Origin of the sequence: Bradyrhizobium sp. 17, from assembly GCF_023073515.1 — a bacterium.
GTDB lineage: Bacteria > Pseudomonadota > Alphaproteobacteria > Rhizobiales > Xanthobacteraceae > Bradyrhizobium > Bradyrhizobium canariense_D.
This window is the reverse complement of the sequence record NZ_JADPJQ010000066.1, coordinates 99,780-123,969: the sequence shown is the minus strand read 5'-3', so window position 1 is coordinate 123,969 and position 24,190 is coordinate 99,780. Positions and strand designations below refer to the sequence as shown.

Annotated in this window: 21 protein-coding genes and 1 pseudogene; 17 read left to right on the top strand and 5 right to left on the bottom strand. The window is 64.9% G+C overall.

Annotation, left to right across the window (positions count from 1 at the left end):
• Positions 1-67 precede the first annotated feature (67 nt).
• Positions 68-2,284, top strand: coding sequence for a SulP family inorganic anion transporter (locus tag IVB13_RS11775; RefSeq protein WP_247488944.1), 2,217 nt, complete (start codon positions 68-70; stop codon positions 2,282-2,284).
• Here IVB13_RS11775 and IVB13_RS11770 read toward each other — a convergent pair.
• Positions 2,274-3,106 (bottom strand): annotated as a pseudogene (locus IVB13_RS11770) (alpha/beta hydrolase). The gene IVB13_RS11775 and the pseudogene IVB13_RS11770 sit on opposite strands and share 11 nt — an antisense overlap.
• 221 nt (positions 3,107-3,327) lie before the next feature.
• Between IVB13_RS11770 and IVB13_RS11765 the strand changes: the two are divergent.
• Entirely contained in the window at positions 3,328-4,269 is a 942-nt protein-coding gene (locus IVB13_RS11765; protein WP_018455822.1) for a GlxA family transcriptional regulator, read from the top strand.
• Positions 4,270-4,280: 11 nt separating this feature from the next.
• Here IVB13_RS11765 and IVB13_RS11760 read toward each other — a convergent pair whose 3' ends face one another.
• From IVB13_RS11760 to IVB13_RS11750, 3 genes are all read right to left on the bottom strand, one after another.
• Positions 4,281-5,000, bottom strand: coding sequence for a hypothetical protein (locus IVB13_RS11760; RefSeq protein WP_018455821.1), 720 nt, complete (start codon positions 4,998-5,000; stop codon positions 4,281-4,283).
• 115 nt (positions 5,001-5,115) lie between these two features.
• Positions 5,116-6,609: an NAD-dependent succinate-semialdehyde dehydrogenase gene (locus IVB13_RS11755; RefSeq protein ID WP_018455820.1), complete on the bottom strand. Its 1,494-nt coding sequence runs from the start codon at positions 6,607-6,609 to the stop codon at positions 5,116-5,118.
• A 122-nt stretch (positions 6,610-6,731) separates the two neighbouring features.
• Positions 6,732-7,052 (bottom strand): hypothetical protein, encoded by a 321-nt coding sequence (locus IVB13_RS11750; protein WP_007603877.1) that lies wholly within the window; start codon positions 7,050-7,052, stop codon positions 6,732-6,734.
• Positions 7,053-7,399: 347 nt separating this feature from the next.
• On the opposite strand from IVB13_RS11750, the gene IVB13_RS11745 reads away from it, so the two are divergent.
• Together IVB13_RS11745 and IVB13_RS11740 are read left to right on the top strand one after the other, a co-directional pair.
• A complete protein-coding gene (locus IVB13_RS11745; RefSeq protein WP_018455819.1) occupies positions 7,400-8,593 on the top strand; it encodes a serine hydrolase domain-containing protein in 1,194 nt (397 codons plus the stop codon).
• A 79-nt stretch (positions 8,594-8,672) separates the two neighbouring features.
• On the top strand, positions 8,673-10,367 hold the full coding sequence (locus IVB13_RS11740; protein ID WP_018455818.1) for an AMP-binding protein: 1,695 nt from the start codon (positions 8,673-8,675) through the stop codon (positions 10,365-10,367).
• Positions 10,368-10,500: 133 nt separating this feature from the next.
• Here the strand turns inward: IVB13_RS11740 and IVB13_RS11735 are convergent, their stop codons facing one another.
• A complete protein-coding gene (locus IVB13_RS11735) occupies positions 10,501-11,502 on the bottom strand; it encodes an adenosine kinase (RefSeq protein WP_018455817.1) in 1,002 nt (333 codons plus the stop codon).
• Between the two features lie 125 nt (positions 11,503-11,627).
• On the opposite strand from IVB13_RS11735, the gene murJ reads away from it, so the two are divergent.
• The 13 genes from murJ (at position 11,628) to lnt (ending at position 24,034) form a co-directional block, all read left to right on the top strand.
• Positions 11,628-13,178 carry a murein biosynthesis integral membrane protein MurJ gene (gene murJ / locus IVB13_RS11730; RefSeq protein ID WP_247488942.1) on the top strand — a complete coding sequence of 517 codons (1,551 nt, stop codon included), beginning with the start codon at positions 11,628-11,630 and terminating at the stop codon, positions 13,176-13,178.
• A 73-nt stretch (positions 13,179-13,251) separates the two neighbouring features.
• Positions 13,252-14,304, top strand: a complete 1,053-nt coding sequence (trpS, locus tag IVB13_RS11725) for a tryptophan--tRNA ligase (RefSeq protein ID WP_018455815.1) — start codon at positions 13,252-13,254, stop codon at positions 14,302-14,304.
• Between the two features lie 108 nt (positions 14,305-14,412).
• The gene (locus IVB13_RS11720) at positions 14,413-14,907 is read left to right on the top strand and encodes a universal stress protein (protein WP_018455814.1); all 495 of its coding nucleotides are present in this window, start codon (positions 14,413-14,415) and stop codon (positions 14,905-14,907) included.
• A 174-nt stretch (positions 14,908-15,081) separates the two neighbouring features.
• Entirely contained in the window at positions 15,082-15,651 is a 570-nt protein-coding gene (locus IVB13_RS11715) for a NifU family protein (RefSeq protein WP_026233032.1), read from the top strand.
• 85 nt (positions 15,652-15,736) lie between these two features.
• Positions 15,737-16,435 (top strand): tRNA (adenosine(37)-N6)-threonylcarbamoyltransferase complex dimerization subunit type 1 TsaB, encoded by a 699-nt coding sequence (gene tsaB, locus IVB13_RS11710; RefSeq protein ID WP_018455812.1) that lies wholly within the window; start codon positions 15,737-15,739, stop codon positions 16,433-16,435.
• The gene (gene rimI / locus IVB13_RS11705) at positions 16,432-16,914 is read left to right on the top strand and encodes a ribosomal protein S18-alanine N-acetyltransferase (protein WP_018455811.1); all 483 of its coding nucleotides are present in this window, start codon (positions 16,432-16,434) and stop codon (positions 16,912-16,914) included. The genes tsaB and rimI overlap by 4 nt, the downstream gene beginning before the upstream one ends.
• A 38-nt stretch (positions 16,915-16,952) precedes the next feature.
• Complete coding sequence (locus IVB13_RS11700) at positions 16,953-17,408, top strand: Fur family transcriptional regulator (protein ID WP_007598312.1); 456 nt, start codon at positions 16,953-16,955, stop codon at positions 17,406-17,408.
• Entirely contained in the window at positions 17,409-18,089 is a 681-nt protein-coding gene (locus IVB13_RS11695) for an HAD family hydrolase (protein ID WP_018455809.1), read from the top strand.
• Positions 18,090-18,281: 192 nt separating this feature from the next.
• Positions 18,282-19,670: a tRNA (N6-isopentenyl adenosine(37)-C2)-methylthiotransferase MiaB gene (gene miaB / locus IVB13_RS11690; RefSeq protein WP_018455808.1), complete on the top strand. Its 1,389-nt coding sequence runs from the start codon at positions 18,282-18,284 to the stop codon at positions 19,668-19,670.
• A 4-nt stretch (positions 19,671-19,674) separates the two neighbouring features.
• On the top strand, positions 19,675-20,733 hold the full coding sequence (locus tag IVB13_RS11685; protein WP_081747794.1) for a PhoH family protein: 1,059 nt from the start codon (positions 19,675-19,677) through the stop codon (positions 20,731-20,733).
• A 61-nt stretch (positions 20,734-20,794) separates the two neighbouring features.
• The gene (gene ybeY / locus IVB13_RS11680) at positions 20,795-21,304 is read left to right on the top strand and encodes an rRNA maturation RNase YbeY (protein ID WP_018455806.1); all 510 of its coding nucleotides are present in this window, start codon (positions 20,795-20,797) and stop codon (positions 21,302-21,304) included.
• A gap of 1 nt (position 21,305) precedes the next feature.
• Positions 21,306-22,424: a hemolysin family protein gene (locus tag IVB13_RS11675; protein WP_026233030.1), complete on the top strand. Its 1,119-nt coding sequence runs from the start codon at positions 21,306-21,308 to the stop codon at positions 22,422-22,424.
• On the top strand, positions 22,421-24,034 hold the full coding sequence (gene lnt / locus IVB13_RS11670; protein ID WP_018455804.1) for an apolipoprotein N-acyltransferase: 1,614 nt from the start codon (positions 22,421-22,423) through the stop codon (positions 24,032-24,034). The genes IVB13_RS11675 and lnt overlap by 4 nt, the downstream gene beginning before the upstream one ends.
• Positions 24,035-24,190 lie beyond the last annotated feature (156 nt).

The window sequence follows — 24,190 nt, the reverse complement described above, 5'->3', positions numbered from 1 at the left end:
GAATCTTGTTGCGCTAAGTCTCCAGTCGTCTACCTCTCGGAGGGGAATACTCAGCGAGTGGCACGGCGTGACAGATCCAGCGATTGGCTTCACTCCGTCGACCGGGCTCAATCCGGCCCTCAAGGGCGCGCTGAACGATATATTGGGCGGGAGCGCCGCCAGCGTCCTGACCGTCACGTTCGGACTGTCCTACGCGCTGCTGATCTTCGCGGGGCCGTTGTCGCCCTATCTGTCCTACGGCATCACGGCCACTTTCGTCAGCTCCGCGGTGCTTGCGGCCGTCGTCGGGCTCGGCAGCTCGCTGCCCTTCGCGATTGCAGCCCCCGACAGCTCGACCGCCGCGGTGACGGGTATCCTGGCGGCCTCGGTGGTCGAACGCATCGAGACGGCGAACCTGTCGACGCCGTTGCTGTCCCCTATCCTGATCACGCTCGGCCTGTCGACGATGCTGACAGGATTGGTGCTGTGTGGACTGGGCCTGACGCGGCTTGGCCGCGCCATCCGTTACGTGCCTTATCCGGTGGTCGGCGGCTTCCTCGGCGCCACCGGACTTCTCATCGTCATGGGTGCGGTCCGGGTGATCACCGACCATCCGCTGCAGTTCACGACGCTGTCGCACTTCGCCGACCGCACCATCCTGCTGGAGCTCGGTGCCGCCTGCGCGATGGCGCTGGTGCTGTATCTCACCTGGCACCGCTCGCGCAGCCCGTTCGGACTGCCGATCATCCTGGTCGGCGGCGTGCTCACCGCGCATCTGGCGTTCTGGATCACCGGCGTTTCCTTCGATGAGGCGCGCACATTGGGCTGGACCTTTCAGCCACCGCCGCAAGCGGTCTTCATGCTGCCCTGGCATACCGACGATCTCGCCCGCTATCCCTGGTTTGCCATACCGGACCTGCTTGGCAATGTCGTCGCCGTCATCTTCGTCACGGCCTCCAGCACGCTGTTCAACACCACCGGCATCGAGGTGGCCACGCATCGCGAAGCCAATCTGGAGTGTGAGCTGAACGTCACCGGCGCCGCCAACATCCTGACCGGCATGCTGGGCGGCTACCCCGGTTGCAGCTCGACCAGCCGCTCGATGCTCAATTTCAGCAGCGGCGGCCGCGGGCGACTGTCCGGCCTCACCGCCGCAGCGCTGTCGCTGCTGGTGCTTGCCGTCGCACCCGAGCTGCTCGGCTTCATCCCCAAATGCGTGCTCGGCGGGCTGTTGCTCTATCTCGGCGCCGACCAGTTGCACAAATGGATCATCGAGTCGCGCAAGCGGCTGTCGAAGCTCGAATATCTCTCGCTGATCGCCATCATCGCGATCATCGTGGCCTGGGGTTTCGTTCCGGGCATCCTGATCGGCGTCATCATCGGCTGCGCGACGTTTGCGTTCAGCGCCGCGCGGGTCGAGTCGATCAAATACAGTTTCGACGGCTCGGAGTACCGCTCCTCGCTCGACCGCTCGCGCGACGACCAGGACGTGCTGCTTGCCCACGGGGGCAAGATCCAGGGCCTCAATCTCCAGAGCTATCTCTTCTTCGGCTCCGCCAACCGGCTCTACCAGCACGTCAAGCAGCTGCTGCAGGAACGCCCCGAGTGCCGCTATCTGCTGTTTGACTTCAAGCTCGTCACCGGCGTGGATTCATCGGCTGCCTATAGTTTCGCCCAGATCAAGCGCAGCGCCGGCGATCTCGGAGTCGAGCTGATCCTGGTGCATCTGTCGGCTGCGGCCGAGAAGGTGCTGCGCTCCAGCGACTTCGTCGGCGAGGGCGTCACCATCATCCCCGAGCTCGATCGCGCGCTGGAATGGTGCGAGAACGAGCTCATCTCGCAGCATCAGGAGCTGGCGCAGGAAGAAGCCAGCCTGCGTGACTGGTTCACGCGAATGCTCGGCAGCGAAGACGGCGCCGACGAGCTGATCCGCCGCTGCCAGCGCATCGAGGTCGAAGCCGGCGAGGTCATCGTGCAGGCCGGCGCCCCCGCCGATTCCATGCATTTCATCCTCGACGGCCGCGTCGGCATCATGATCCCGGCCGATCACGACCGCACCACACGCGTGCGCAGCCTCGGCCGTTACACCACGATCGGCGAGATGGGGCTGGTGTCACAGACACCGCGCAGCGCGACCATCCAGGCCGAGGTCGACAGCGTGCTCTACGTGCTGAATACGCACCAGTTCGACGCCATCAAGACCGAGGATCCAGCGCTCAGCCACAAGCTGCTGACCTATTTCGTGTCGGTCATGGCGGAGCGGCTGACCTTTGCGAACCGCACGATCGCGGTGCTCAGGCGGTAGCCCTCGCATCCAGAAACGTTCTGCAATGTGCTACGAACAAATCCGGGTATTGGAAAGGTGCGCCGTGTCCGGAGTCGGGATACAGGATGAGCTGCGCATCACTCATCGCCTTGAACATGTTGTAGGCGTTGATGCTCGGGAACATTGAATCGTCGCTGCCGTGAACAATCAAGGTGGGCTGCGCGATTGCGCGGAGGATGGACGCCTCGTCCTTGCGGGCACACCAGGTGATGATCGCCTTCGCCTGAGGTTCGCTCACACTGTCTCCGCTTTCGGGATCCCGGTCCTGTGCGCGCGCAGTCCTCGCGCGATAAAGCCCCTACCGGCGCGCTGGCTGGCCTCGGAGGGCGTAAAGAACAGCGGCAGCCTGACATCGGCAGCCCCACGGGCAAAGGCGTCGTTGACGACGGCCATCAGATGCTCCTCGCCGCCGCGCGGCGCCGCTCCCGCCACGATCATCTTGCGGACGAGCCCCGTCCCCCGGGCAGCGAGCACCTGAGCGATCATGCCACCGAGCGAGAAGCCGAGAAGATCGACCTCACCGAGATCGAGCGCCCTGATGAAAGTTTCGGCATCCGCCGCCATCCGCTCGACGTTGTCCGGCGTCGCGCCGGAGCTCGTGCCGACGCCCGCATTGTTAAAAACGATGACCGGCCTGGTTTCCGCGAGCCGGTTCACCACGGCCGGATCCCAGGAATCCATGTTGCCTGTGAAATGCTGAAGCAGGACCAGTGGCATACCCTTTGCCGGGTCGAGGCGCCTGAAGGCAAAGCGCATACCGCCGGCCTCGATGAATTCCGTTCGCGCCGTTTCAAGGGACATGCCTTTTCCTTTTTCTTGAAGTGCACGGATGGCTGCTGGCACGACGGCGAGCACTCCATATATGACGCTCGCCATATGTATGTCGTCTTCCCGCGCTCGAGGGTGGAGACGTATCAGCCGGCTTACGGCATCGACAGGACGTAGATGCCATCATTTCGGCCATCGAATTGGCGAGGGGAGCAGGCGCACAAACAGGTGGTCCGTCGCATCCAGGAGTCATCATGAGAATCGGCTTGGTTCTGTCTCCGAGCTTCCAGGCCGTCTGTTTCGGCGCCGTCGCCGCTTTCGACGTGGCGAACAAGCAGGCTGGAGAAAAAATCTACGATGTTCGTGCGTTCTCGGAAGACGGCGGGCTGGTCACCTCGTCTGCTGGGATGCAAGTCATGACGGAGCCTTTCGATCAGGCCGCTTTCGACACCCTCATCGTCGCGGCGGGCCTCGACATTCCAACCTCATCACCCGGCCTCGTCCGGCTGCTTCGCGCAGCGGCCCGGAATGCGCGGCGGGTTTCGTCGATCTGTCTCGGCTCGTTCGTGCTCGGTGACGCCGGGCTGTTGAACGGGCGGCGAGCGACCACGCATTGGCGCTACGCACAGGAGATGCAGGCCAGATTCCCGGGTTGCAATGTGGACGCCGACAAGATCTTCATTGCCGACGGCCAGATCTGGACGTCTGCCGGCATGAGCGCCGGCACCGACATGGTCGTCGGCATGATCGAACGAGATCTCGGTGCCGAGAGGGCTCGCTCCGTGGCCAAGGGCATGGTCATGTACCACAGCCGCCCCGGCGGACAATCGCAGCATTCGGTTTTGCTGGAGGTGGGAACGAGCGAAGACAGGATCCAGAAGGCCCTGAACTACGCCCGGCAAAACCTGCGCGAGAGCCTCACGATCGAAGATTTGGCCCGCGCCGCCTGTCTCAGCCCGCGGCAATTCACGCGACTCTTCCGCTCGGCGACCGGCACGACGCCGGCCAAGGCCGTCGAAGCCTTGCGCCTCGAATCCGCGAAGCTGATGCTGGAGCAGACTCGTTTGCCGATCGAGGTCGTGGCGCGCGAGACCGGCTTTGCGACCCGTGAGCGCATGCGACAGGCTTTTGTCCGCGTGCATGGCGAGGCGCCGCGGACCTTCCGCAAGGAGGCTGGGCCACTCGCCATGCTCTGACGTGCCTCAAATCAGCTCAGCCGGATATTGGACAGATCGATCGAGACGACCAGCGGCTCGGTGCTGAAGCTGCCGTCGGGTTGCCGTGCATAAATGCGACGCTTGGTCGGAAACCGGATGCCCGAGACCTCGACATAGCCATCGATCAGATGCGCGCCGGGCGTATTGCCGGCGATCTCCACGTCGTAATCGTGCCGCTTCAAGAGTCCGTCCGCATCGAAATAGAGCGTCTGCACCGCGCTGTGCGTTGCGATGTCATTTGGAAAACGGACCGCAAGACGGCGCCACAGCCCGTCATTCGTACGCACCGGCTCCAGCTCTTCTGCCTCGACTCCCGGCCAGGCGAGCACGAACGGGGTGTTGAGGTAAGTCCACATGGCGCAGCCGGCGAAATAGGCGAGCTGGAGATCGGTCCACGGCGTTTGCAGAGTATGACCTGCAAAGCTGCTGCGCGGGTCACGAAGCTCGTCGAGCACCGTGCCGTCGGCCGCTTCGAGGGCGACCCGCCCCGGCTCGAACCGCGAACGGCGGCGCTCGGCGCCGAAGGGCGAGTGGGACGCCCATTCCTGGCGCAGACCAACCGTCACGGTGGTCTGCTGAAGCGTCTCAGGCTCCCCTTTCAAGGACCACAACACGCCCCCCTGCTGAAGGTCGGCCGCGACCTGCTCGAACTGGTTCCAGCGCTGAAGCCCACCATGGGCTTCGATCGCCAGCTCACTTAGTTTGGTCATCACGTTCTCCTGCGTAGGGGCCGTTGCATTGAGCCCTGCTGCAGAGAACGTTAGGCCCTCACGGGAGGACGGCGAACGCCGTAGATGCCGCGTTTCAGGCCACGGCGACCAGCAGCTAAACCCCCGCCATCATCACATATTTGATCTCGACATATTCTTCCATGCCGTGATGCGAGCCTTCGCGGCCGAGGCCGCTTTCCTTGACGCCGCCGAAGGGCGCCACTTCGGTGGTGATCAGGCCGGTGTTGACGCCGACCATGCCGGATTCCAGCGCCTCGGCGACACGCCAGACGCGGCCGAGATCGCGGGAGTAGAAGTAGGAGGCGAGCCCGAACGGCGAGGCGTTGCACATCGCGATGACGTCGGCCTCGTCCTTGAAGCGGATCACCGGTGCGAGCGGGCCGAAGGTTTCCTCCTGCGCCACCAGCGAGTCCGGCTCGACGTCGGCAAGCACCGTCGGCTCGAAGAACGAACGCCCGAGCTCGCTGCGCTTGCCGCCGGTGACGATCCTGGCGCCGCGCTTGACGGCGTCCGCGATATGGCGCTCGACCTTGTCGACCGCTTTCAAATTGATCAGTGGGCCCTGCGTGACGCCGTTCTCGGTACCGTCACCGATCTTCATCGCCGCGACTTTCTTCGACAGCTTCTGCACGAACTCGTCGTAGATCTTGTCCTGGGCGTAGATGCGGTTGGCGCAGACGCAGGTCTGGCCCATGTTGCGGTATTTCGAGACGATCGCGCCGTCGACCGCCGCATCGATGTCGGCGTCGTCGAACACCACGAACGGCGCGTTGCCGCCGAGCTCGAGGCCGAGCCGCTTCACGCCGACGGAGGCCTGCCGGTAGAGAATCTTGCCGACCGCGGTCGAGCCGGTGAAGCCGACGAAACGCACGGCCGGATGCTCGCACAACACCTTGCCGATCGGCGCTGCATCGCCCGTGACGATGTTGAACACACCCTTGGGCACGCCGGCTCTCTCCGCGAGCGCGGCAAGCGCCAGCGCCGACAGCGGCGTTTCATTGGCGGGCTTCAGCACCACGGTGCACCCGGCCGCAAGCGCCGGCGAAACCTTTCGTGTGATCATCGAGTTCGGGAAATTCCACGGCGTGATCGCGCCGCAGACGCCGATCGGCTGCTTGATCGCGAGCAAGCGCGCATCCGGCCGCTGCGTCGGAATCGTCTCGCCATAGACGCGGCGGGCCTCCTCGGCGAAAAATTCGACATAGGCGCCGCCGATGTCGACCTCGCCGAGCGCTTCGGCGAGCGGCTTGCCCTGCTCGGAGGTGAGGATCAGCGCGAGGTCCTCGCGATTGGCGATGATCAGCTCGAACCATTTGCGCAAAATATTGGAGCGCTGCTTGGCGGTGTGCTTGGCCCAGCCCGGGAACGCGCGCTCGGCGGCCTCGACCGCCCTGGTGGCGTCATCGGCCGAAAGCTGCGGAACCTTTGCAAGCTCGATGCCGGTTGCGGGATTGTTGACGGCGAAGACCGGCGAGCCGACCCAGGTGCCGTCGATGTAACAGGCCTCCTTCAGCAGCGACGGGTCCTTCAACCGGTCGCGCAGATTGGACGTGGCGTGCTGGGCACGTGCGGCGGCGGTCGGGGTCATGGCGTTGCTCCTGCGGGGCTTTTGCGGGCTGTTCCGGTTCGGCCGGAATATAGGGAGACGCGGCGCGCAATGCACCGTCCCGCAACGCACATCTGCTGGGAGCCAGGCTCGGAGCGGCGGAGTTACGCCGCGCCGCTCAGATAGGTCTCGCGCCGCCCGATCATGCGCTCGGCGGCGGCCTTGGCGTCGGCCTTCGAGGAGGTTGCGCAGGTCCGGTATTCGAGATCAGGAACGTCGGACGCGTTGCGGCGGCCGAACCAGGACTTTGAACCGACCGGCAGCAGCGCCAGCGCCTGTGCCAGATTGTCGACAGCGCCGAAGGAATAAAGTGCGCCGGTGCCGGCGATGCGGACCTCGTAGATGCCGGGCGCGATCGGCGCTTCGAGATTCTCGCCCCGTCCGGGACGGGGATAGCGCTTCCATTCGCTCCAGGTCGAAATCATCTGAGGTCCCCCCTCGCGGCCGGTGGGCGGCCGCCAATTTGCATCAAGTCTTAACGTCGACCGTCGATCGGCCGAGAGCTGAACGCCGCAGCTCACAAAATGTTTCAAGTGCTTCAAACAGTCGAAACATCTCGCCAGCACCCATCCACGGTCACGGCTGGTTGCGGCCATCCACCACAGATTGTGACGGAGTGTTGCAGGTCAGCCGCCTTGTCGTCGTGCGAGGGGAGCCGACCGTCAAGTCACGACATCGCGACCGCGGCAGGTACGCGGATGTGCTTGCCGCGCGGCGCACGCGGGAGGACAATCGATCGCTTCCAACAATAATCAAACCGGAGGAAACGCGGATGCAAGGCAAAGCTGAGATCGACGAGATTCTGCGCCAGAAGAGCGAGGCCAGGGAGATTCCCGGCGTCGTCGCCATCGCCGCCAGCGGTACCGAGGTGCTGTATCAGGGCGCGTTCGGCAAACGCGACCTGTCCAAGCCGGATGCGATGACCGCCGACAGCGTGTTCTGGATCGCATCGATGACGAAGGCGGTGACATCAGCGGGCGCGATGCAGCTCGTCGAGCAAGGCAAGCTGTCGCTGGATGCGCCGATCGGCGAGGTGTTGCCCGATCTCGCCAAGCCGCAGGTGCTCGAAGGTTTCGATGCCAAGGGCGAAGCCAAGCTGCGGCCGGCCAAGGGGCCGATCACGCTGCGCCAGCTCATGACCCACACCGCCGGCTTTGCCTACAACATGTGGAACGGCGATCTCGCGATCCATCTCGAGAAATCCGGCATCCCCGCCATCACCACCTGCCAGAACGCGGCGTTGAAGACGCCGGTTATGACCGACCCCGGCACGCGCTGGGAATACGGCACCAATATCGATTTCGTCGGCAAGGCGGTGGAAGCCGTCAGCGGCAAGCGCCTCGATGCCTATCTGCGCGACAATCTGTTCGCACCGCTCGGCATGAGCGATACCGCTTTCAAGATCACCGACGACATGCGCAAGCGTCTGGTCGGCATGCATGCGCGCGGCGAGGATGGCCAGCTCGCCGCGATCCCGTTCGAGCTCGAGCAGGAGCCGGAATTCCACATGGGCGGCGGCGGCCTTTATTCGACCGCGGCCGACTACATCAAGTTTACCCAGATGATCCTGAACAAGGGCCGCGGCAACGGCAATCAGGTGCTGAAGGCCGAGACCATCGCGACGATGGGGCAGAACCACATCGGCGACCTCGCCATGGGCAAGATGACCACGGCGGCGCCGATGTACACCAATGACGTCGATCTCTATCCGGAGCAGGTGAAGAAGTGGGGCCTCAGCTTCATGATCAACACCGCCAAGACCGCCGAGGGCCGCAGCGCGGGCAGCCTCGCCTGGGCGGGCCTCGCCAACACCTATTACTGGATCGACCCGGCGCGCGACGTCACCGGCGTGATCCTGATGCAGCTGCTGCCATTCGCCGACGCAAAGTGTCTCGAGGCTTTTGCCGGCTTCGAGCGCGGCGTCTATGCCGGGCTCGATGCGGGAAGCGGGCAGAAGGCGGCGTGAGGCGCGCCTGACTCTCACGACGCGTCACGGCCGGGCTTGTTGTCCCGGCCGTGCACGCAGCTGACTGGAGGACACGATCTTGGCAGACAAAGCCGACAGTTACGTTTGCGGCACCTCCGACACGCCGCTGCTCGGCGACACCATCGGGCGCAGCCTCGATCAGGCCGCGCGGCGCTGGAGCGATCGTGAGGCGCTGGTCTCGCCCAGCCACGGCGTGAGATGGAAATGGGGAGAGTTTGCCCAGCGGGTCGACGCGCTCGCCGCCGGCTTTGTCGCGCTCGGCCTCGAACGCGGCGCGCGGATCGGCATCTGGTCGCTGAACCGGCCGGAATGGACACTGACCCAGTTTGCCGCCGCCAAGGCCGGCCTCATCCTGGTGACGATCAATCCGGCCTACCGGCTGAGCGAGCTGGAATTCGCGCTTCACAAGGTCGGATGCAGCGCCATCGTCACCGCGACGGCATTCAAGACCAGCAACTACATGGACATGCTCAACACGCTGTTGCCGGAGCTCGCGAGCGCCAAGCCCGGGCAATTGCGCGCGGCGCGGCTGCCGGCCTTGCGCATCGTGATCCAGATCGGCGGCCCCGCCTGCCCGGGCACGGTCCCGTTCGACGAGGTCGCCGGCATGGGCGGTACCCTGCATCGCGAACAGCTCGCCGCGCTCAGTGCCTCGCTGCAATTCGACGATGCCGTCAACATCCAGTTCACCAGCGGAACGACGGGATCGCCCAAGGGCGTGACGCTGACCCATCACAACATTCTCAACAACGGCTATTTCGTCGGCCGCGCCATGCGCCTGACCGAACAGGACCGCATCTGCATTCCGGTGCCGCTCTATCATTGCTTCGGCATGGTGATGGGCAACCTCGCCTCCGTCACGCTCGGCGCAACGATGGTCTATCCCGGCGAGGGGTTTGATCCGCTCGCAACGCTGCGGACGATCGAGCAGGAAAAATGCACCGCGCTGTACGGTGTGCCGACCATGTTCATCGCCGAACTCGACCACGGCGAATTCTCAAACTTCGATCTGACATCGCTGCGCACCGGCATCATGGCCGGTGCACCCTGCCCGATCGAGGTGATGAAGCGCGTCAACAGCGAGATGAACATGGGCGAGGTCACGATCGCCTATGGCATGACCGAGACGAGCCCGGTCAGCTTCCAAAGCGCCGTCGACGACCCGCTCGATCGCCGCGTCTCGACGGTCGGGCGAATCCATCCGCATGTCGAGGTCAAGGTCGTCGATCTCGAGGGCAAGATCGTCAAGCGCGGCGAACGGGGCGAGCTCTGCACCCGCGGCTACAGCGTGATGCTGGGCTACTGGGAGGAGCCGGAGAAGACCGCGGATGTGCTCGACGCCAACGGCTGGATGCATACCGGCGACATCGCCATCATCGACGACCAGGGTTATTGCAACATCGTCGGCCGCATCAAGGACATGGTGATCCGCGGCGGCGAGAACCTCTATCCCCGCGAGATCGAGGAATTTCTCTACCGCCATCCCAAGATTCAGGACGTGCAGATCTTTGGCGTTGCGGATACCCGCTACGGCGAGGAGCTCTGCGCCTGGATCCGCGTCAGGCCCGGCGAGACGCTGACGAAGGAAGAGGTGCGCACCTTCTGCGACGGCCAGATCGCCCACAACAAGATTCCGCGGTACGTGGAATTCGTCGACGAGTTTCCGATGACCGTGACCGGAAAGGTCCAGAAATTCCTGATGCGCGACGACGTGGAGCAACGGCTTGGACTGAAAGCCGCGAAGACGGCGTGAGCCGCAGCTGTCATTCCCCGCGAAGGCGGGGAATCCAGTACGCCGAAGCTTCTCGATTGAATCACGACCGTCTCGGAGTACTGGATCGCCCGGCCAAGCCGGGCGATGACAGCGAGGATGAGGCTATTCCACCTTAAGACGTCAGCCCGCGCTGCCCGGCGAGCTCCTTCAGCGACACCTGTGGACGCGCGCCGATGTGCTGGATCACTTCGGCGGCCGCGAGCGCGCCGAGTTCGCCGCACTGCTTGTGGGGCAGGTTGCGCGCCAGACCGAACAGGAAGCCGGCGGCGAAGAGATCGCCGGCCCCGGTGGTGTCCACGAGTTTCGCGATCGGAGACGCCGGGGCTGCGACTGCGTCAGTTGGCGTCACCACCACGCAGCCTTTCTCGCTGCGGGTGACCACGCCGAGATTGACGTCGTTGCGCAGCTGCTTGAGCGCGGTGTCGAAGTCCGAGGTCTGGTAGAGCGAATGCAGCTCGGACTCGTTCGCGAACACGATATCGACGGTGCCGTTGCGCATCAGCCCCAGGAACTCGTCGCGATAACGATCGACGCAGAAGGAATCCGACAACGTCAGCGCCACCTTGCGCTTGGCATCATGAGCGATCTTGGCCGCCTTGACGAAGGCGTCCTTGGCGTTCTTGGGGTCCCAGAGATAGCCCTCGAGGTAGACGATGCCGGCCGCGGCGATCTCGGCCGGGTCGATGTCGGCGGGCGACAGGTCCTGCGCGGCGCCGAGATAGGTGTTCATGGTGCGCTCGCCGTCGTCAGTCACCAGGATGTAGGAGCAGCCGGTCGCAGGACCGTCCTTCGCCGCGGGCGTGTTGAAGGCGACGCCGGCCGCGCGGATGTCGTGGACGTAGAGCTTCCCGATCTGGTCGTCCTTGACCTTGCCGACATAGGCGGCGCGCGCCCCGAGGCTGCCGATGCCGACGATGGTGTTGGCGGCCGAACCGCCGGAAACTTCCGTCGCCGGGCCCATGTCCTTGTAGATGGCGGCGGCCCGCGCCTCGTCGATCAGGGACATGCTGCCCTTGGTCATGCCGTGCTTGCCCAGAAAGGCTTCGTCGGTCTTGACCAGCACGTCGAACAGCGCGTTGCCGATGCCGAGAACGTCATATTTCACGTCAGCCATTCACCTTGATCCTGTTTGGCGGATTGCGATACCCGCGGAAATCCGCTTCCTGTCGGTCTGAAATCTGGCTCGCGGCCTATCACGGCCGGCCCTTCGCGGGCAAGCAACGGTATTATGCAGTTCCGATGATCCGCTCCTTCCTGACCGTCTCGACGGGGACACTGGCTTCACGGCTGCTGGGCTTTGCACGCGATTCCCTGATCGCGGCGCTGCTCGGCACCGGCGCCGTGGCGGACGCGTTTCTGGCGGCATTTCAGCTCGTCAATGTGGTGCGGCGCCTGCTCAGCGAGGGGGCCCTGAATGCGGCGCTGATCCCGGCCTGGCTGCGCGTTCGTGACCGCGACGGCGAGGCGGCTGCCGCGGCGTTCGCGGGACGCGTGCTCAGCTCCGTGAGCGCGGGCCTGATCGCAATCTCAATCGTGATTGCACTGCTGATGCGGCTGATCATCATGATCATCGCGCCGGGCTTCGTCGGCAGCGCATCGCTCGATCTCGCCGTCCAGAATGCGCGGCTGATGCTGCCTTATCTTGCCTTCGCGGGACCCGTCACGGTGCTGATGGGCCTGCTCAACGCGCAGGGTCGCTTTGCACTCACCGCGTTCTCGCCGCTGCTGTTCAACATCGCCCTGATCGCTGCGAGCACAACACTCCTGCTGTGGCACGTCGACGCGACCGTCGCCGCGTGGATATTGGCGGCCTCCGTCGGCATCGCCGGCCTGTTGCAGCTCCTGATGCTGCTGTCGCAGCGAAGTGCGCGTCTGGCGACACCGTTGCGCGTGAGCTTCGACAAGGACATGCGCGGCTTCTTCGCCAAGGCGATCCCGGGCATGATCGCGAGCTCCGGCCCGCAATGGCTGATGGTTGCCGGCGCGATCATCGCCTCCGCCACGCCGGCCGCGGTCTCCTGGCTCTATTTCGCCAACCGCTTGATCGAGCTGCCGCTTGGCATTGTCGGCGTCGCCATGGGTACGGTGCTGGTGCCGGAGCTGACGCGCGCGGTGAGGAGCGGTCACCGTGACGCGGTTGCGTATGCGGAATCGCGTGCGCTGGAACTCGCGACCGGGCTGGCATTGCCGGCGACGCTCGGCCTGATCGTGCTGGCCGAGCCGATCGTGCGGCTGCTGTTTGAACACGGCGCCTTTGGCGCGGAGGACAGCGCGACCACGGCGCGCGCCCTGATGTGGCTGGCGCTGGGACTGCCGGCGCACGTGCTGATCAAGGCGCTGTCCCCGACCTATTTTGCCCGCAGCGACACGATGACGCCGCTGCTTGCGACCGCGAAAGGGTTCGTGGTCGCGGTCGCGCTCGCGATCCTGCTCGGTCACTTCTTCGGCGCGAGCGGGATCGCCGCCAGCATTGCCGCCGGCGCCTGGAGCAGTGCGATCTCGCTGCTCCGGAAAGGCACGCGTGAATTCGGCTTCTCGGTCGACGCCGCCGCCCGCAAGCGGCTGCCGCGAATCGTGCTCGCCGCGCTCGCCATGGTCGGCCTGCTGTGGCTGACCGCGGGCCTCTTGCCTTCACAGGCCCATGGGCTCATCCGCTTCATTGCGCTGGGATCACAGATCGCCGCCGGAATCGTCGTCTATGGCTTGCTCCTGCAAATCCTCCGCGTCGCGTCCTGGCGCGAGGCGGCCGGTGCCTTGAAGCGCCCCGCCCAGCCCGATCCCGGCGCCTGAAGTCAGCGAAATTCCCTTGACGGGGCAGCGCCGCTGTTGGAAACGACGCCCCGTATCTTGCAGGGAAGCTGCCATGCCATTCGTTGAACGGGTTTTTTCGGGCGTCCAGCCGACGGGCAATCTGCACCTCGGCAATTATCTCGGCGCAATCGTCAACTTCGTGAAGATGCAGGAAACCCACAACTGCATCTATTGCGTCGTCGACATGCACGCGATCACGCAGGGCGTGGACGTCTGGGGCGGACCAGTCGAGCTCGCGCGCAACACCCGCGAGGTGACCGCGGCGTTCATCGCCAGCGGCATCGATCCGAGCAAGCACATCGTGTTCAACCAGAGCCAGGTCTCGGGCCACGCCGAGCTCGCCTGGATCTTCAACTGCGTCGCGCGCATGGGCTGGCTCGGCCGTATGACCCAGTTCAAGGAGAAGGCCGGCAAGGACCGCGAGAACGCCTCCGTCGGTCTGTTCGACTATCCCGTGCTGATGGCGGCTGACATTCTGCTCTACCGCGCCACCCACGTGCCGGTCGGCGAGGACCAGAAGCAGCATCTCGAGCTGTCGCGCGACATCGCGCAGAAGTTCAACAACGACTTCGCTGAGTCGATCCGCAACCTCGGCGCCAATGACGGCCTGTTCTTCCCGCTGCCGGAACCCTTGATCACGGGCCCGGCGACGCGCGTGATGAGCTTGCGCGACGGCACCAAGAAGATGTCGAAGTCGGATGCGTCGGATAATTCGCGCATCAATCTGACCGACGACGCCGACACCATCGCGCAGAAGGTCCGCAAGGCCAAGACCGACCCGGAGCCGCTGCCGACCGAGGAGAAGGGTCTGGAAGCGCGTCCCGAGGCCGACAATCTCGTCGGTATCTTCGCCGCGCTCTCCGGCCGCTCCAAGGCCGACGTGCTCAGGGATTTCGGCGGCGGCCAGTTCTCCAGCTTCAAGAACGCGCTGGTGGATTTGTGCGTCACGAAGCTCGCGCCGATTGCCGGCGAGATGAAGCGCCTCGTCGCCGACCCCGGCCATATCGACGCGATCCTGAACGATGGCGCCGACCGCGCGCGCGCGATTGCCGACGAGACCATGACGCTCTCGAAGGACATCGTGGGCTTCATCCGTCGGCGCTGATAATAAGTTCGCGAAAACGCGGCCGACGCCACGGCGCCGGCTCGCTTCTGCTCTCCCCAAGTACGACGGAGTGTGGCAGCATGTCAGCGTGGACATTCCGGGACATGCATGACCAGCAAGCGACTTTGCTTCGAGCCGGGTCACAAGCCCAAATGCCTCGTCATCGTCGACGACACCGCCGAATGGGATCGCGCGGTCTATTACGCCAGCCGCTGGGCGATTCGGGCCGGTGGCGGCGTGGTGATGCTCCGCATCATCGAGCCCGAACAGCAGAGCCAGGAATGGCTGGGGGTCGCCGACATCATGCGCGCCGAAGCGCATGAGGCGGCCGAAGCCGCGCTCGACCGTGCCGCCGGCCGCGCCAACGGCATCGCCGCGATCACGCCGGAACGGGTGATCCGCGAAGGCGCTGCGATGGAACAGCTGCTGGCGGTGATCGACGAGGACCCCGACATCGCCATGCTGGTGCTCGCCGCGAACCCGGGCGCGGAAGGCCCGGGGCCATTGGTCGCGCTGCTCGCGCACGCGCTGGGCACGTTCCCGGTGCCGGTGACGGTCATTTCCGGCGCGCTCAGCGACCAGAGCGTGGATTCGCTGTCCTAGACTGCTGCTCGTTCGCCTCGCCCCGTTAGCCGGCAGAGGGAAGAAGCGGGTACCCTAACCCGCTGATATAACAGGTGAACGGCCAGCTTACCCCTTGACCGTGCGTTCGCCGTCGCCATCTGCTAGTGGATAGAGCACGCGCCGGCCTTGAACCGGCGACGTCTGGAGAAAACCATGTTCATTCAAACCGAAGCCACCCCCAATCCCGCCACGCTGAAGTTCATTCCCGGCCGCGTCGTGGTCGACGGCGGACCGATGGAATTTGCCAACCGCGAATCGGCCGCACGCTCGCCGCTCGCCGAAAAGCTGTTCGAAGTCCCCGGCGTCACCGGCGTGTTCTACGGCTCGGACTTCATCACCGTGACCAAGGCGAACGGTGAATGGCAACAGCTCAAGCCCGCGATCCTCGGCGCCATCATGGAGCACTACATGTCCGGCGCGCCGCTGCTCGCCGACGGTGCGGCCGCGAGCGATGTCGATCTCGACGAAGAGGACGAGTTCTTTGACGAAGCCGATGCCGAGACGGTCGACATGATCAAGGATCTGATCGAGACCCGCGTGCGGCCAGCGGTCGCCAATGACGGCGGCGACATCACTTTCCGCGGCTTCAAGGATGGTATCGTCTATCTCAACATGAAGGGCTCCTGCGCCGGCTGCCCGTCATCGACCGCGACGCTCCAGCACGGCATCCAGAACCTGCTCAAGCACTTCGTCCCCGACGTGGTCGAAGTCCGGCCGATGTAGGCTGGGGCCGCAAAGGCGTGGACGGCCGGGACAAGCCCGGCCATGATGACGAGCATTCCATGACGGATGGTGCTACCATCGTTCCATGCTGATCCTTGCCATCGATACCGCGCTGGAAGCGTGCGCGGTTGCCGTTCTCGACACCGATGCCGGCCAGCTCCTCGCGCAGGAGCAGCTTCTGATGAAGCGCGGCCACGCCGAAGCGCTGATGCCGATGATCGCGCGCGTGATGCAGTCAGCCAACCTCGCCTTCACAGCGCTCGAGCGCATCGCGGTCACCATGGGCCCCGGAAGTTTCACCGGCCTGCGCGTCGGCATTTCGGCCGCCCGCGGCCTTGCGCTTGCTGCGAAGCGGCCCGCCGTCGGCCTGACCACCTTGTCGGCCTATGCCGCCGCCGTCGTCGGCCAGAGCGGAGCGGCGCCGGTGATCTCGGCGATCGACGCGCGGCACGACCACGTCTATTTCCAGATCGTGGCCGGTGACGGCAGTCAGCTGGTGCGGCCGGGCGTCGCTCCCATCGACGAGGCGATCGCGGCGTCGCAATTCGGCGCGCCGCATCTGGTCGGCAATGCCGCGAAGATCCTCGCCGAGCGCTGGCCGAAAGATATGCCGCAGCCGGTCGCGGTCGACGCGCAGCCCGCGCCCGACATCGGCTGGGTCGCATGGCTTGGCGCCGCCGCCGATCCCGCGACAAATCCGGCGCGGCCGTTCTATCTGCGGGCGCCCGACGCAAAGCCGCCCGCACAACTGCCGCTTGCAGCACAAGCCGCAAGCTCACGATGAAATGGTTGTCGGAATGGTGGCGCGGCGGTACGGCCGTCGTCGAGCCGGCTGTCGCGCGCGACGTCGCACGGCTTGCGCAACTCCACGGCGCCTCCTTCGCGCGCGGTTGGGGCGAAGGCGAGTTCGAGAGCATGCTCAGCGAGCGCAACACGCTGGTGCACCGGTTGCGGCTCGGCCGCAAGACCGTGGGCTTCGCGGTGTCGCGGATCGGCGCAGACGAAGCAGAGATTCTCTCGATCGCGGTCGATCAGGCCCATCGCGGCCGCGGCCTCTCTCGCACGCTGCTGATGACCCATCTCGGCCACCTGGCAGGACGCGGCGTGCGCACAATATTTCTTGAGGTCGAGGAAAATAACCAGCCGGCGCGGCGGCTCTACGACCGAGCCGGATTCATGGTGGTCGGACGCCGCGAACGCTACTATAAGCAGCCGAACGGGGAACAATTGAACGCACTTCTGATGCGACGTGACTTGTCGTAACATTGATGGCAGAAAGCGCCCCGTCAGGCGGACATCACATGACTGGTCTTAAACCTTCCCCCGCTTCCAAGGCGTCCGGCATCGAGGCGCGCTGTGCCGCCACAGGCATGCGCATGACCGAGCAGCGTCGTGTCATCGCCCGCGTGCTCGCGGAGGCGGTCGATCATCCCGATGTGGAGGAACTATATCGCCGCTGTGTCGCGGTCGACGACAAGATCTCGATCTCGACCGTGTATCGGACCGTCAAGCTGTTCGAAGATGCGGGCATCATCGAGCGCCATGATTTCCGCGAAGGCCGCGCGCGCTACGAGCAGATGCGCGACAGCCATCACGACCACCTCATCAACCTGCGCGACGGCAAGGTGATCGAGTTCACCTCCGAGGAGATCGAGAAGCTCCAGGCGGAGATCGCCCGCAAGCTCGGCTACAAGCTGGTCGATCATCGGCTCGAACTCTATTGCGTCCCGCTCGACGACGACAAACCCACAAGTTAAGTGGCGATCGATCTCGTCATCTTCGATTGCGACGGCGTGCTCGTGGACAGCGAGGTGATCTCCTGTCGCGCGCATGCAGATGTGCTGTCGAGGCACGGCTATCCGATCACATCGGAGCAGGTGCTGGTCCGCTTCCTCGGCGTATCCGAGAAAGATGCACGGCGAATGGTCGAACAGGAGATCGGCCGCAATCTTCCCGATGATCTCGAAAGCCAAGTGAATGCTGCGACGCTGCAATTTTATGCCAGCGATTTGCAGCCGATCACCCATGTGGCCGCAGCGATTGGCGCAATCGATTTGCCCAAATGCGTTGCGTCGAGCGGCACGCCGGAGAAGATCCATCATGGCCTGACCTGCGCCGGTCTCTACGATCTGCTTGCGCCGAACATCTTTTCCGCGAGCCAGGTCGCGCGCGGCAAGCCCGCGCCCGATCTTTTTCTGTTCGCCGCCGCGCAGATGAAAGTCGCGCCGGAGCGGTGCCTCGTGATCGAGGACAGCGTCCCCGGGGTGACCGGCGCGCATGCCGCCGGGATGACCGTGCTGGGCTTTCACGGTGGCAGCCATTGCCCGCCGGGCCACGCTGAAAGGCTCCGGGCCGCCGGGGCCGGATTGACGTTCGACGATATGCGGCAATTGCCGGAGCTGGTCCGGCGGGTCGCGGCGGACACCCTGGCGGGCTGATTCAGGGTATTTTCTGAGTGCAGCTGGCGGCTGCCGGGACACGCACACGCCCGGAATCCCGAGGTTTTGGCGGGATTCCGCACTTCCCGCCAGCGCTCGCCCCGGAATGACAGCCCAAAGGGCGCCAATCGCTGGATTTTCGCCTCCCCAGCCTATATCTGAGGGCGGTCCTCCACCTCAATTCCGGATTCCATGACGCCGCCGCGCAAGCTGCACATCAAATCATATGGCTGCCAGATGAACGTCTACGATGCCCAGCGCATGGTGGACACGCTGGCCCCGGAAGGATTCGTGGAGACGGCCAGCGCTGATGACGCCGACCTCGTCATCCTCAACACCTGCCATATCCGCGAGAAGGCCTCGGAAAAGGTCTATTCGGAGCTCGGCCGCCTGCGCGTCGCCAAGGACGCCGCCGCGCGCGACGGGCGTACCATGCAGATCGCGGTCGCAGGCTGCGTGGCACAGGCCGAGGGCGAGGAGATCGTGCGCCGTGCACCCGCGGTCGACGTCGTGGTGGGACCGCAGAGCTATCATCATTTGCCGCAGCTGTTGAAGCGCGCCGGCAATGAAGGCCGCGCCATCGAGACCGAATTCCCGGCTCAGGACAAGTTCGGCTTCCTGGCCCAGCCCAAGCCCGGCGCGATCCGCGCCCGCGGCATTTCCGCTTTCGTCACGGTGCAGGAAGGCTGCGACAAGTTCTGCACCTTCTGCGTCGTGCCTTACACGCGTGGCTCGGAAGTCTCGCGGCCGGTGACAAAGATCGTCGACGACGTGAAGCGGCTCACCGAGAACGGCGTGCGCGAGCTCACGCTGATCGGACAGAACGTCAACGCCTATCACGGCGAGGGACCGGACGGAAAAAGCTGGCCGCTCGGCAGGCTGCTGGAGCACCTCGCGGCGCTCCCGGGCGTCGCGCGGCTGCGTTATTCGACCAGCCATCCGCGCGATGTCGATGACAGTCTGATTGCAGCCCATCGCGATCTCCATGCCTTGATGCCGTTCGTGCACCTGCCGGTGCAGTCGGGCTCGGACCGGATTCTGGCTGCCATGAACCGGAAACATACCGCCGATGATTATCGGCGTGTCGTCGACCGTTTCCGGTCCGCACGCCAAGACATTGCTTTCTCATCAGATTTTATCGTCGGCTTCCCCGGCGAGAGCGAGCAAGATTTTCTCGCGACCCTCGCGCTTGTCACGCAAATCGGCTACGCTGCGGCATATTCGTTCAAATACTCCGCCCGGCCGGGAACGCCGGCCGCGGACATGCAGGAGACGGTGTCCCCCTCCGAGATGGACCAGCGATTGGAGCGGCTCCAGGAACTGATCGACAGCCAGCAATCGGCCTTCAACAAGGCTGCGATTGGCTCAACGGTCGATGTGCTGTTCGAGCGCCCGGCCCGCAAGGACGGCCAGATCGTCGGCCGCACCGCCTTCCTCCAGCCCGCGCATGTGATGGCCTCCCCGGACATCATCGGACAGATCCTGCCGGTCCGGATCGACAGTCTCGAACGCTACAGCTTCCTCGGTGAGCTCGCCATGGCGCACGAGCCCGCTTTATCGCCCATCGCCACTGGAGCCTGAACCCTTGCCCAAAAGCGCATCGGATTCGTCTTCTTCCATCGCTCCCAGCCGCAAATTTGACCGCGACATGCAGGTTCCGCCCGAGACCCAGGTCGTCATCGATTTCGACGACAACCGCGCCGCGTCCGCGCTAGTTGGCCCTTATGGCCAGCATCTGGCACAGATCGAACGGCGGCTTGGCGTCGTCGTCGATTCCAAGGGCAACCACATCACGATTGGCGGCTCGCGCGACGGCTGCGATGCCGCGCGCCGGGTGCTGGAGACGCTCTACGCCCAGGCCGTGAAGGGACAGGATCTCGACCAGGGCGAGGTCGAGGGCGCGATCCGTGCCGTGATCGCGCAGGGCTCGCTGTTCGAGTTCGATGCCAAGTCGGCCAAATCCACCTTCGACAGCATCAATCTGCGCAAGCGCCCGGTGCGTGCGCGCACGGCGGCGCAGGATTCCTATATCCGCGCGCTGAAGCGCCACGAGCTGGTGTTCGGCATCGGCCCCGCCGGCACCGGCAAGACCTGGCTCGCGGTCGCGCATGCCGCGCAGCTATTCGAGCGCAAGGAAGTCGACAAGATCATCCTGTCGCGCCCGGCGGTGGAAGCCGGCGAGCGGCTCGGCTTTTTGCCCGGCGATCTCCGCGAGAAGGTCGATCCTTATCTCCGCCCGATCTACGACGCGCTCTATGACCTGATGGACGCGCGCATTGTCGAGCGCGCGCTGCAGACCGGCGAGATCGAGATCGCGCCACTCGCCTTCATGCGCGGTCGCACGCTGACCAACGCGGCCATCATCCTGGACGAGGCGCAAAACACCACGTCCATGCAGATGAAGATGTTCTTGACCCGCCTTGGCGAGAACAGCCGCATGATCGTCACCGGCGATCCCTCGCAGATCGACTTGCCGAACGGCCAGACCTCGGGCCTCGCCGAGGCGACGCGCCTGCTGAGCGGCGTCGAAGGCATTGCGCAAGTTCATTTCAAGGCCGAAGACGTGATCCGCCACGAGCTCGTGGCGCGGATCGTCTCCGCCTACGAAGGGTCGCCGCAGCGGCCGGCCGCCGGTAAATCCTGACGAGACAGCAACCGGACCATATGGGCGCGGACACGGCGCCCCTTCGTTCGGAACAAGGACAATGTCACACCCCAACCTTCCCATCACCGAGGTCCTCGTCGTCGCCGATTGCTGGCAGCGGGAGCCCGAATCCGAAGCCGTGATCCAGCGCGCCGTGGCGGCCGCCGCCGAGAATGTCGACGAAGACGTTGCGGAGGCGGAAGTGGCGGTGATGCTGACCGATGATGCCGGCATCCGCACCCTGAACAGCAACTGGCGCGGCATCGACAAGCCGACCAACGTGCTGTCGTTTCCCGCGCTGCAGCCGGAAGGCGACTGGAAGCCTGGCGATGCGCCGCGCATGCTGGGCGACATCGCGATCGCCTACGAGACCATGCGGCGTGAGGCGGACGAGGAACAAAAGCCGTTCGATCATCATTTGAGCCATCTCGCCGTGCACGGTTTCCTGCATCTGGTCGGCTACGACCACGAAAACGAAGACGACGCCGAGGAAATGGAAGCGCTCGAACGAGAGATCCTGGCTCATCTCGGCATTCCCGACCCCTATGCCGACCGCCCAGGGACGCATTGAGATGCCGGATTCGGACCCGACTCACGACAATCCGCGCAACACGGCCAATTTACCGGTCGTGGTGACCTCAGGCGAGGTGATGCGCCCGACCGCGGAGGGCTGGCTGCTGCGTGCCATTCGCAGCCTGTTCGGCTGGAAGGCAGGTTCGGTGCGCGACGACCTCCAGGTCGTGCTCGACGCCACGACGCCCGACGACACCGGCTTCTCGACGGTCGAGCGCACCATGCTGCGCAACATCCTCGGCCTGCACGAGCGTCGCATCGCCGACGTCATGGTGCATCGCGCCGACATCGTCGCGGTCAAGCGCGACATCCCGCTCGGCGAGTTGATGGACCGTTTCGAGAGCGCCGGCCATTCGCGCCTCGTGGTCTACAACGAGACGCTCGACGATCCCGTCGGCATCGTCCATATCCGCGATCTGCTCGCCTTCATGACCGCGCGTGCGCGCGTGTCGGGGGTCACGAAAACCAAGCGCAAGAAACCGCTGCCGGCCGGGCTCGATCTGCGTACGGTCGATCTCGCGCTGCCGCTCGAGGAAGCGCGCATCATCCGCAAGCTGCTCTACGTGCCGCCGTCGATGCGGGCGATCGACCTGCTTGCGCAGATGCAGGCCACCCGCATCCATCTGGCGCTGGTGGTCGACGAATATGGCGGCAGCGACGGCCTGGTCTCGCTCGAGGACATCGTCGAGCAGATCGTCGGCGAGATCGACGACGAGCATGACAGCGACGAGCCGCCCTCGATCGTGCGGTTGCCCGACAACGCCTTCATCGCCGACGCCCGCGCCAGCCTCGACGACGTCCGCACCGTGATCGGCGAGGACTTCGTCACCGGCGAGGCCGGCGAGGAAGTGGAGACGCTGGGCGGCTATCTCGTCAGCTTCGTCGGGCGCCTGCCGGTGCGCGGCGAGGTGATCTCGGGCCCCGGCCATTACGAGATCGAGGTGCTCGATGCCGATCCGCGCCGGGTCAAGCGACTGCGGATCTCGACGCGAAAGGAGCGTCCCGCGCCGCGCACCCAGCGCGAGAGCCGGCGCCGCGAGGCTGCGCCGGATGGCAGCCAGCCGACGGCCAGCGACACGCCCACCCCGCCGCCAAGCGACGGGACCGGTCCGCAGTGAGCCCTTTCCAGCGATTTCGCCAGATCGCGCTTGCCATCATCCTGACCTGGGGATGGAAGCGCGCGCTCGTCGCGATGGCTGCCGGCGCGCTCTCGGTGCTGGCGCTGGCGCCGTTCAACGCCTTCCCGGTACTGTTCATCACCTTCCCGGTGTTGGTCTGGCTGATCGACGGCGCCGGCGCCGGACGATATCGCGGCGTCCCCGCCGCGGCGCTTACCGGCTACTGGTTCGGCCTCGGCTATTTCGTGCCCGGCCTCTACTGGATCGGCTACGCCTTCTTCGTCGACGCCGATGTATTCGCCTGGCTGACGCCGTTCGCCGTGCTGGGCCTGCCGGCCTATCTGTCGATCTTCACGGCAATGGGCTTTGCGCTCGCCCGCCTGCTCTGGACCAAGAACGCGACGCGCGTGCTTGCGCTCGCGGCAAGCCTCACCATCACGGAATGGCTGCGGGGTCATGCGCTGACCGGCTTTCCCTGGAACGCGTTCGGCTATGCGCTGTCCGAGCCGCTGCCGCTGGCACAAACGGCGTCGCTGATCGGCCTGTGGGGCATGACGTTCCTGACGGTTGCGATCTTCGCAAGCCCCGCGGCGCTGATCGACCGCACGCCCGATCGCCGCCTGGCGTGGCGCGCACCGGCCGCGGCCCTGGCGCTCCTGCTGGTCATGAGTATCTTCGGCGCGATCCGCCTGTCGCTGCATCCGACCACGATGGTCGCGGGCCCCAAATTGCGCCTGATGCAGCCGGATCTCCAGCAGGACGCGAAATTCAACTACGCCGCCAAGGCGGAGGTGATGAAGAAATATCTGGCCTTGTCGGACCGCGCCTCCGGACCGCAATCGACCGGCGTGCGCGATGCCACCATCCTGATCTGGCCGGAATCCGCCTTTCCGTTCTTCCTGACTCGCGAAGCCGATGCGATGGCGCAAATCGCGGAGCTTCTGCCCAAGGGCACGGTGCTGATCACGGGCTCTGTCCGCGCGCCCGACCTGCCGCGGGGCACGCCGATCACACGCGCCTATAATTCGATCTACGTGATCGACCACGACGGCAGCGTGCTCTCTATGTACGACAAGCTGCATTTGGTGCCGTTCGGCGAGTTTCTTCCCTACCAGGGCCTGATGGAGAAGCTCGGTTTCGAGCAACTCACGCGTGTGCGCGGCGGCTTCATTGCCGGCACCGTGCGCCATGCGCTGCCGGTCCCCGGCGCGCCGTCCGCGCTGCCGCTGATCTGCTACGAAGCAATCTTTCCCGGCGAGGTGGCCGGACGCAATGAACGTCCGGGCTGGATCGTGAATCTCACCAATGACGGTTGGTTCGGAATTTCGACCGGTCCCTACCAACACCTCGAACAGGCGCGGATGCGCGCGATCGAGCTCGGATTGCCGCTAGTTCGCTCCGCCAATACCGGCGTTTCCGCAGTGATCGATCCGGTGGGACGCATCGTCGCCAGCCTCGGTCTCGGGATCGAAGGCATTTTGGATGCAAATCTGCCCGCCGCGATCCCGCCGACTATCTATGCGCGCGTGGGCGATGTCCCCGCGGCCATGTTTGTCGCGCTCGCCGTGTTTCTGGCGGTCCGCCGACGTGTTGCCAAACGGCGTCCCTGATCACGCAGCCGCGGCCGATAGCTTTTGACAACCGTAGTCCCACGGTTGACAGACTGCACGCGGCCTCCTCATTCTGCACCGGCTGCAAAAGACAGTGGGTATTGCTAAATTTCTCCGCAATGTTTCCCAATAACAGGGTCTGATTTTGACGTTGCT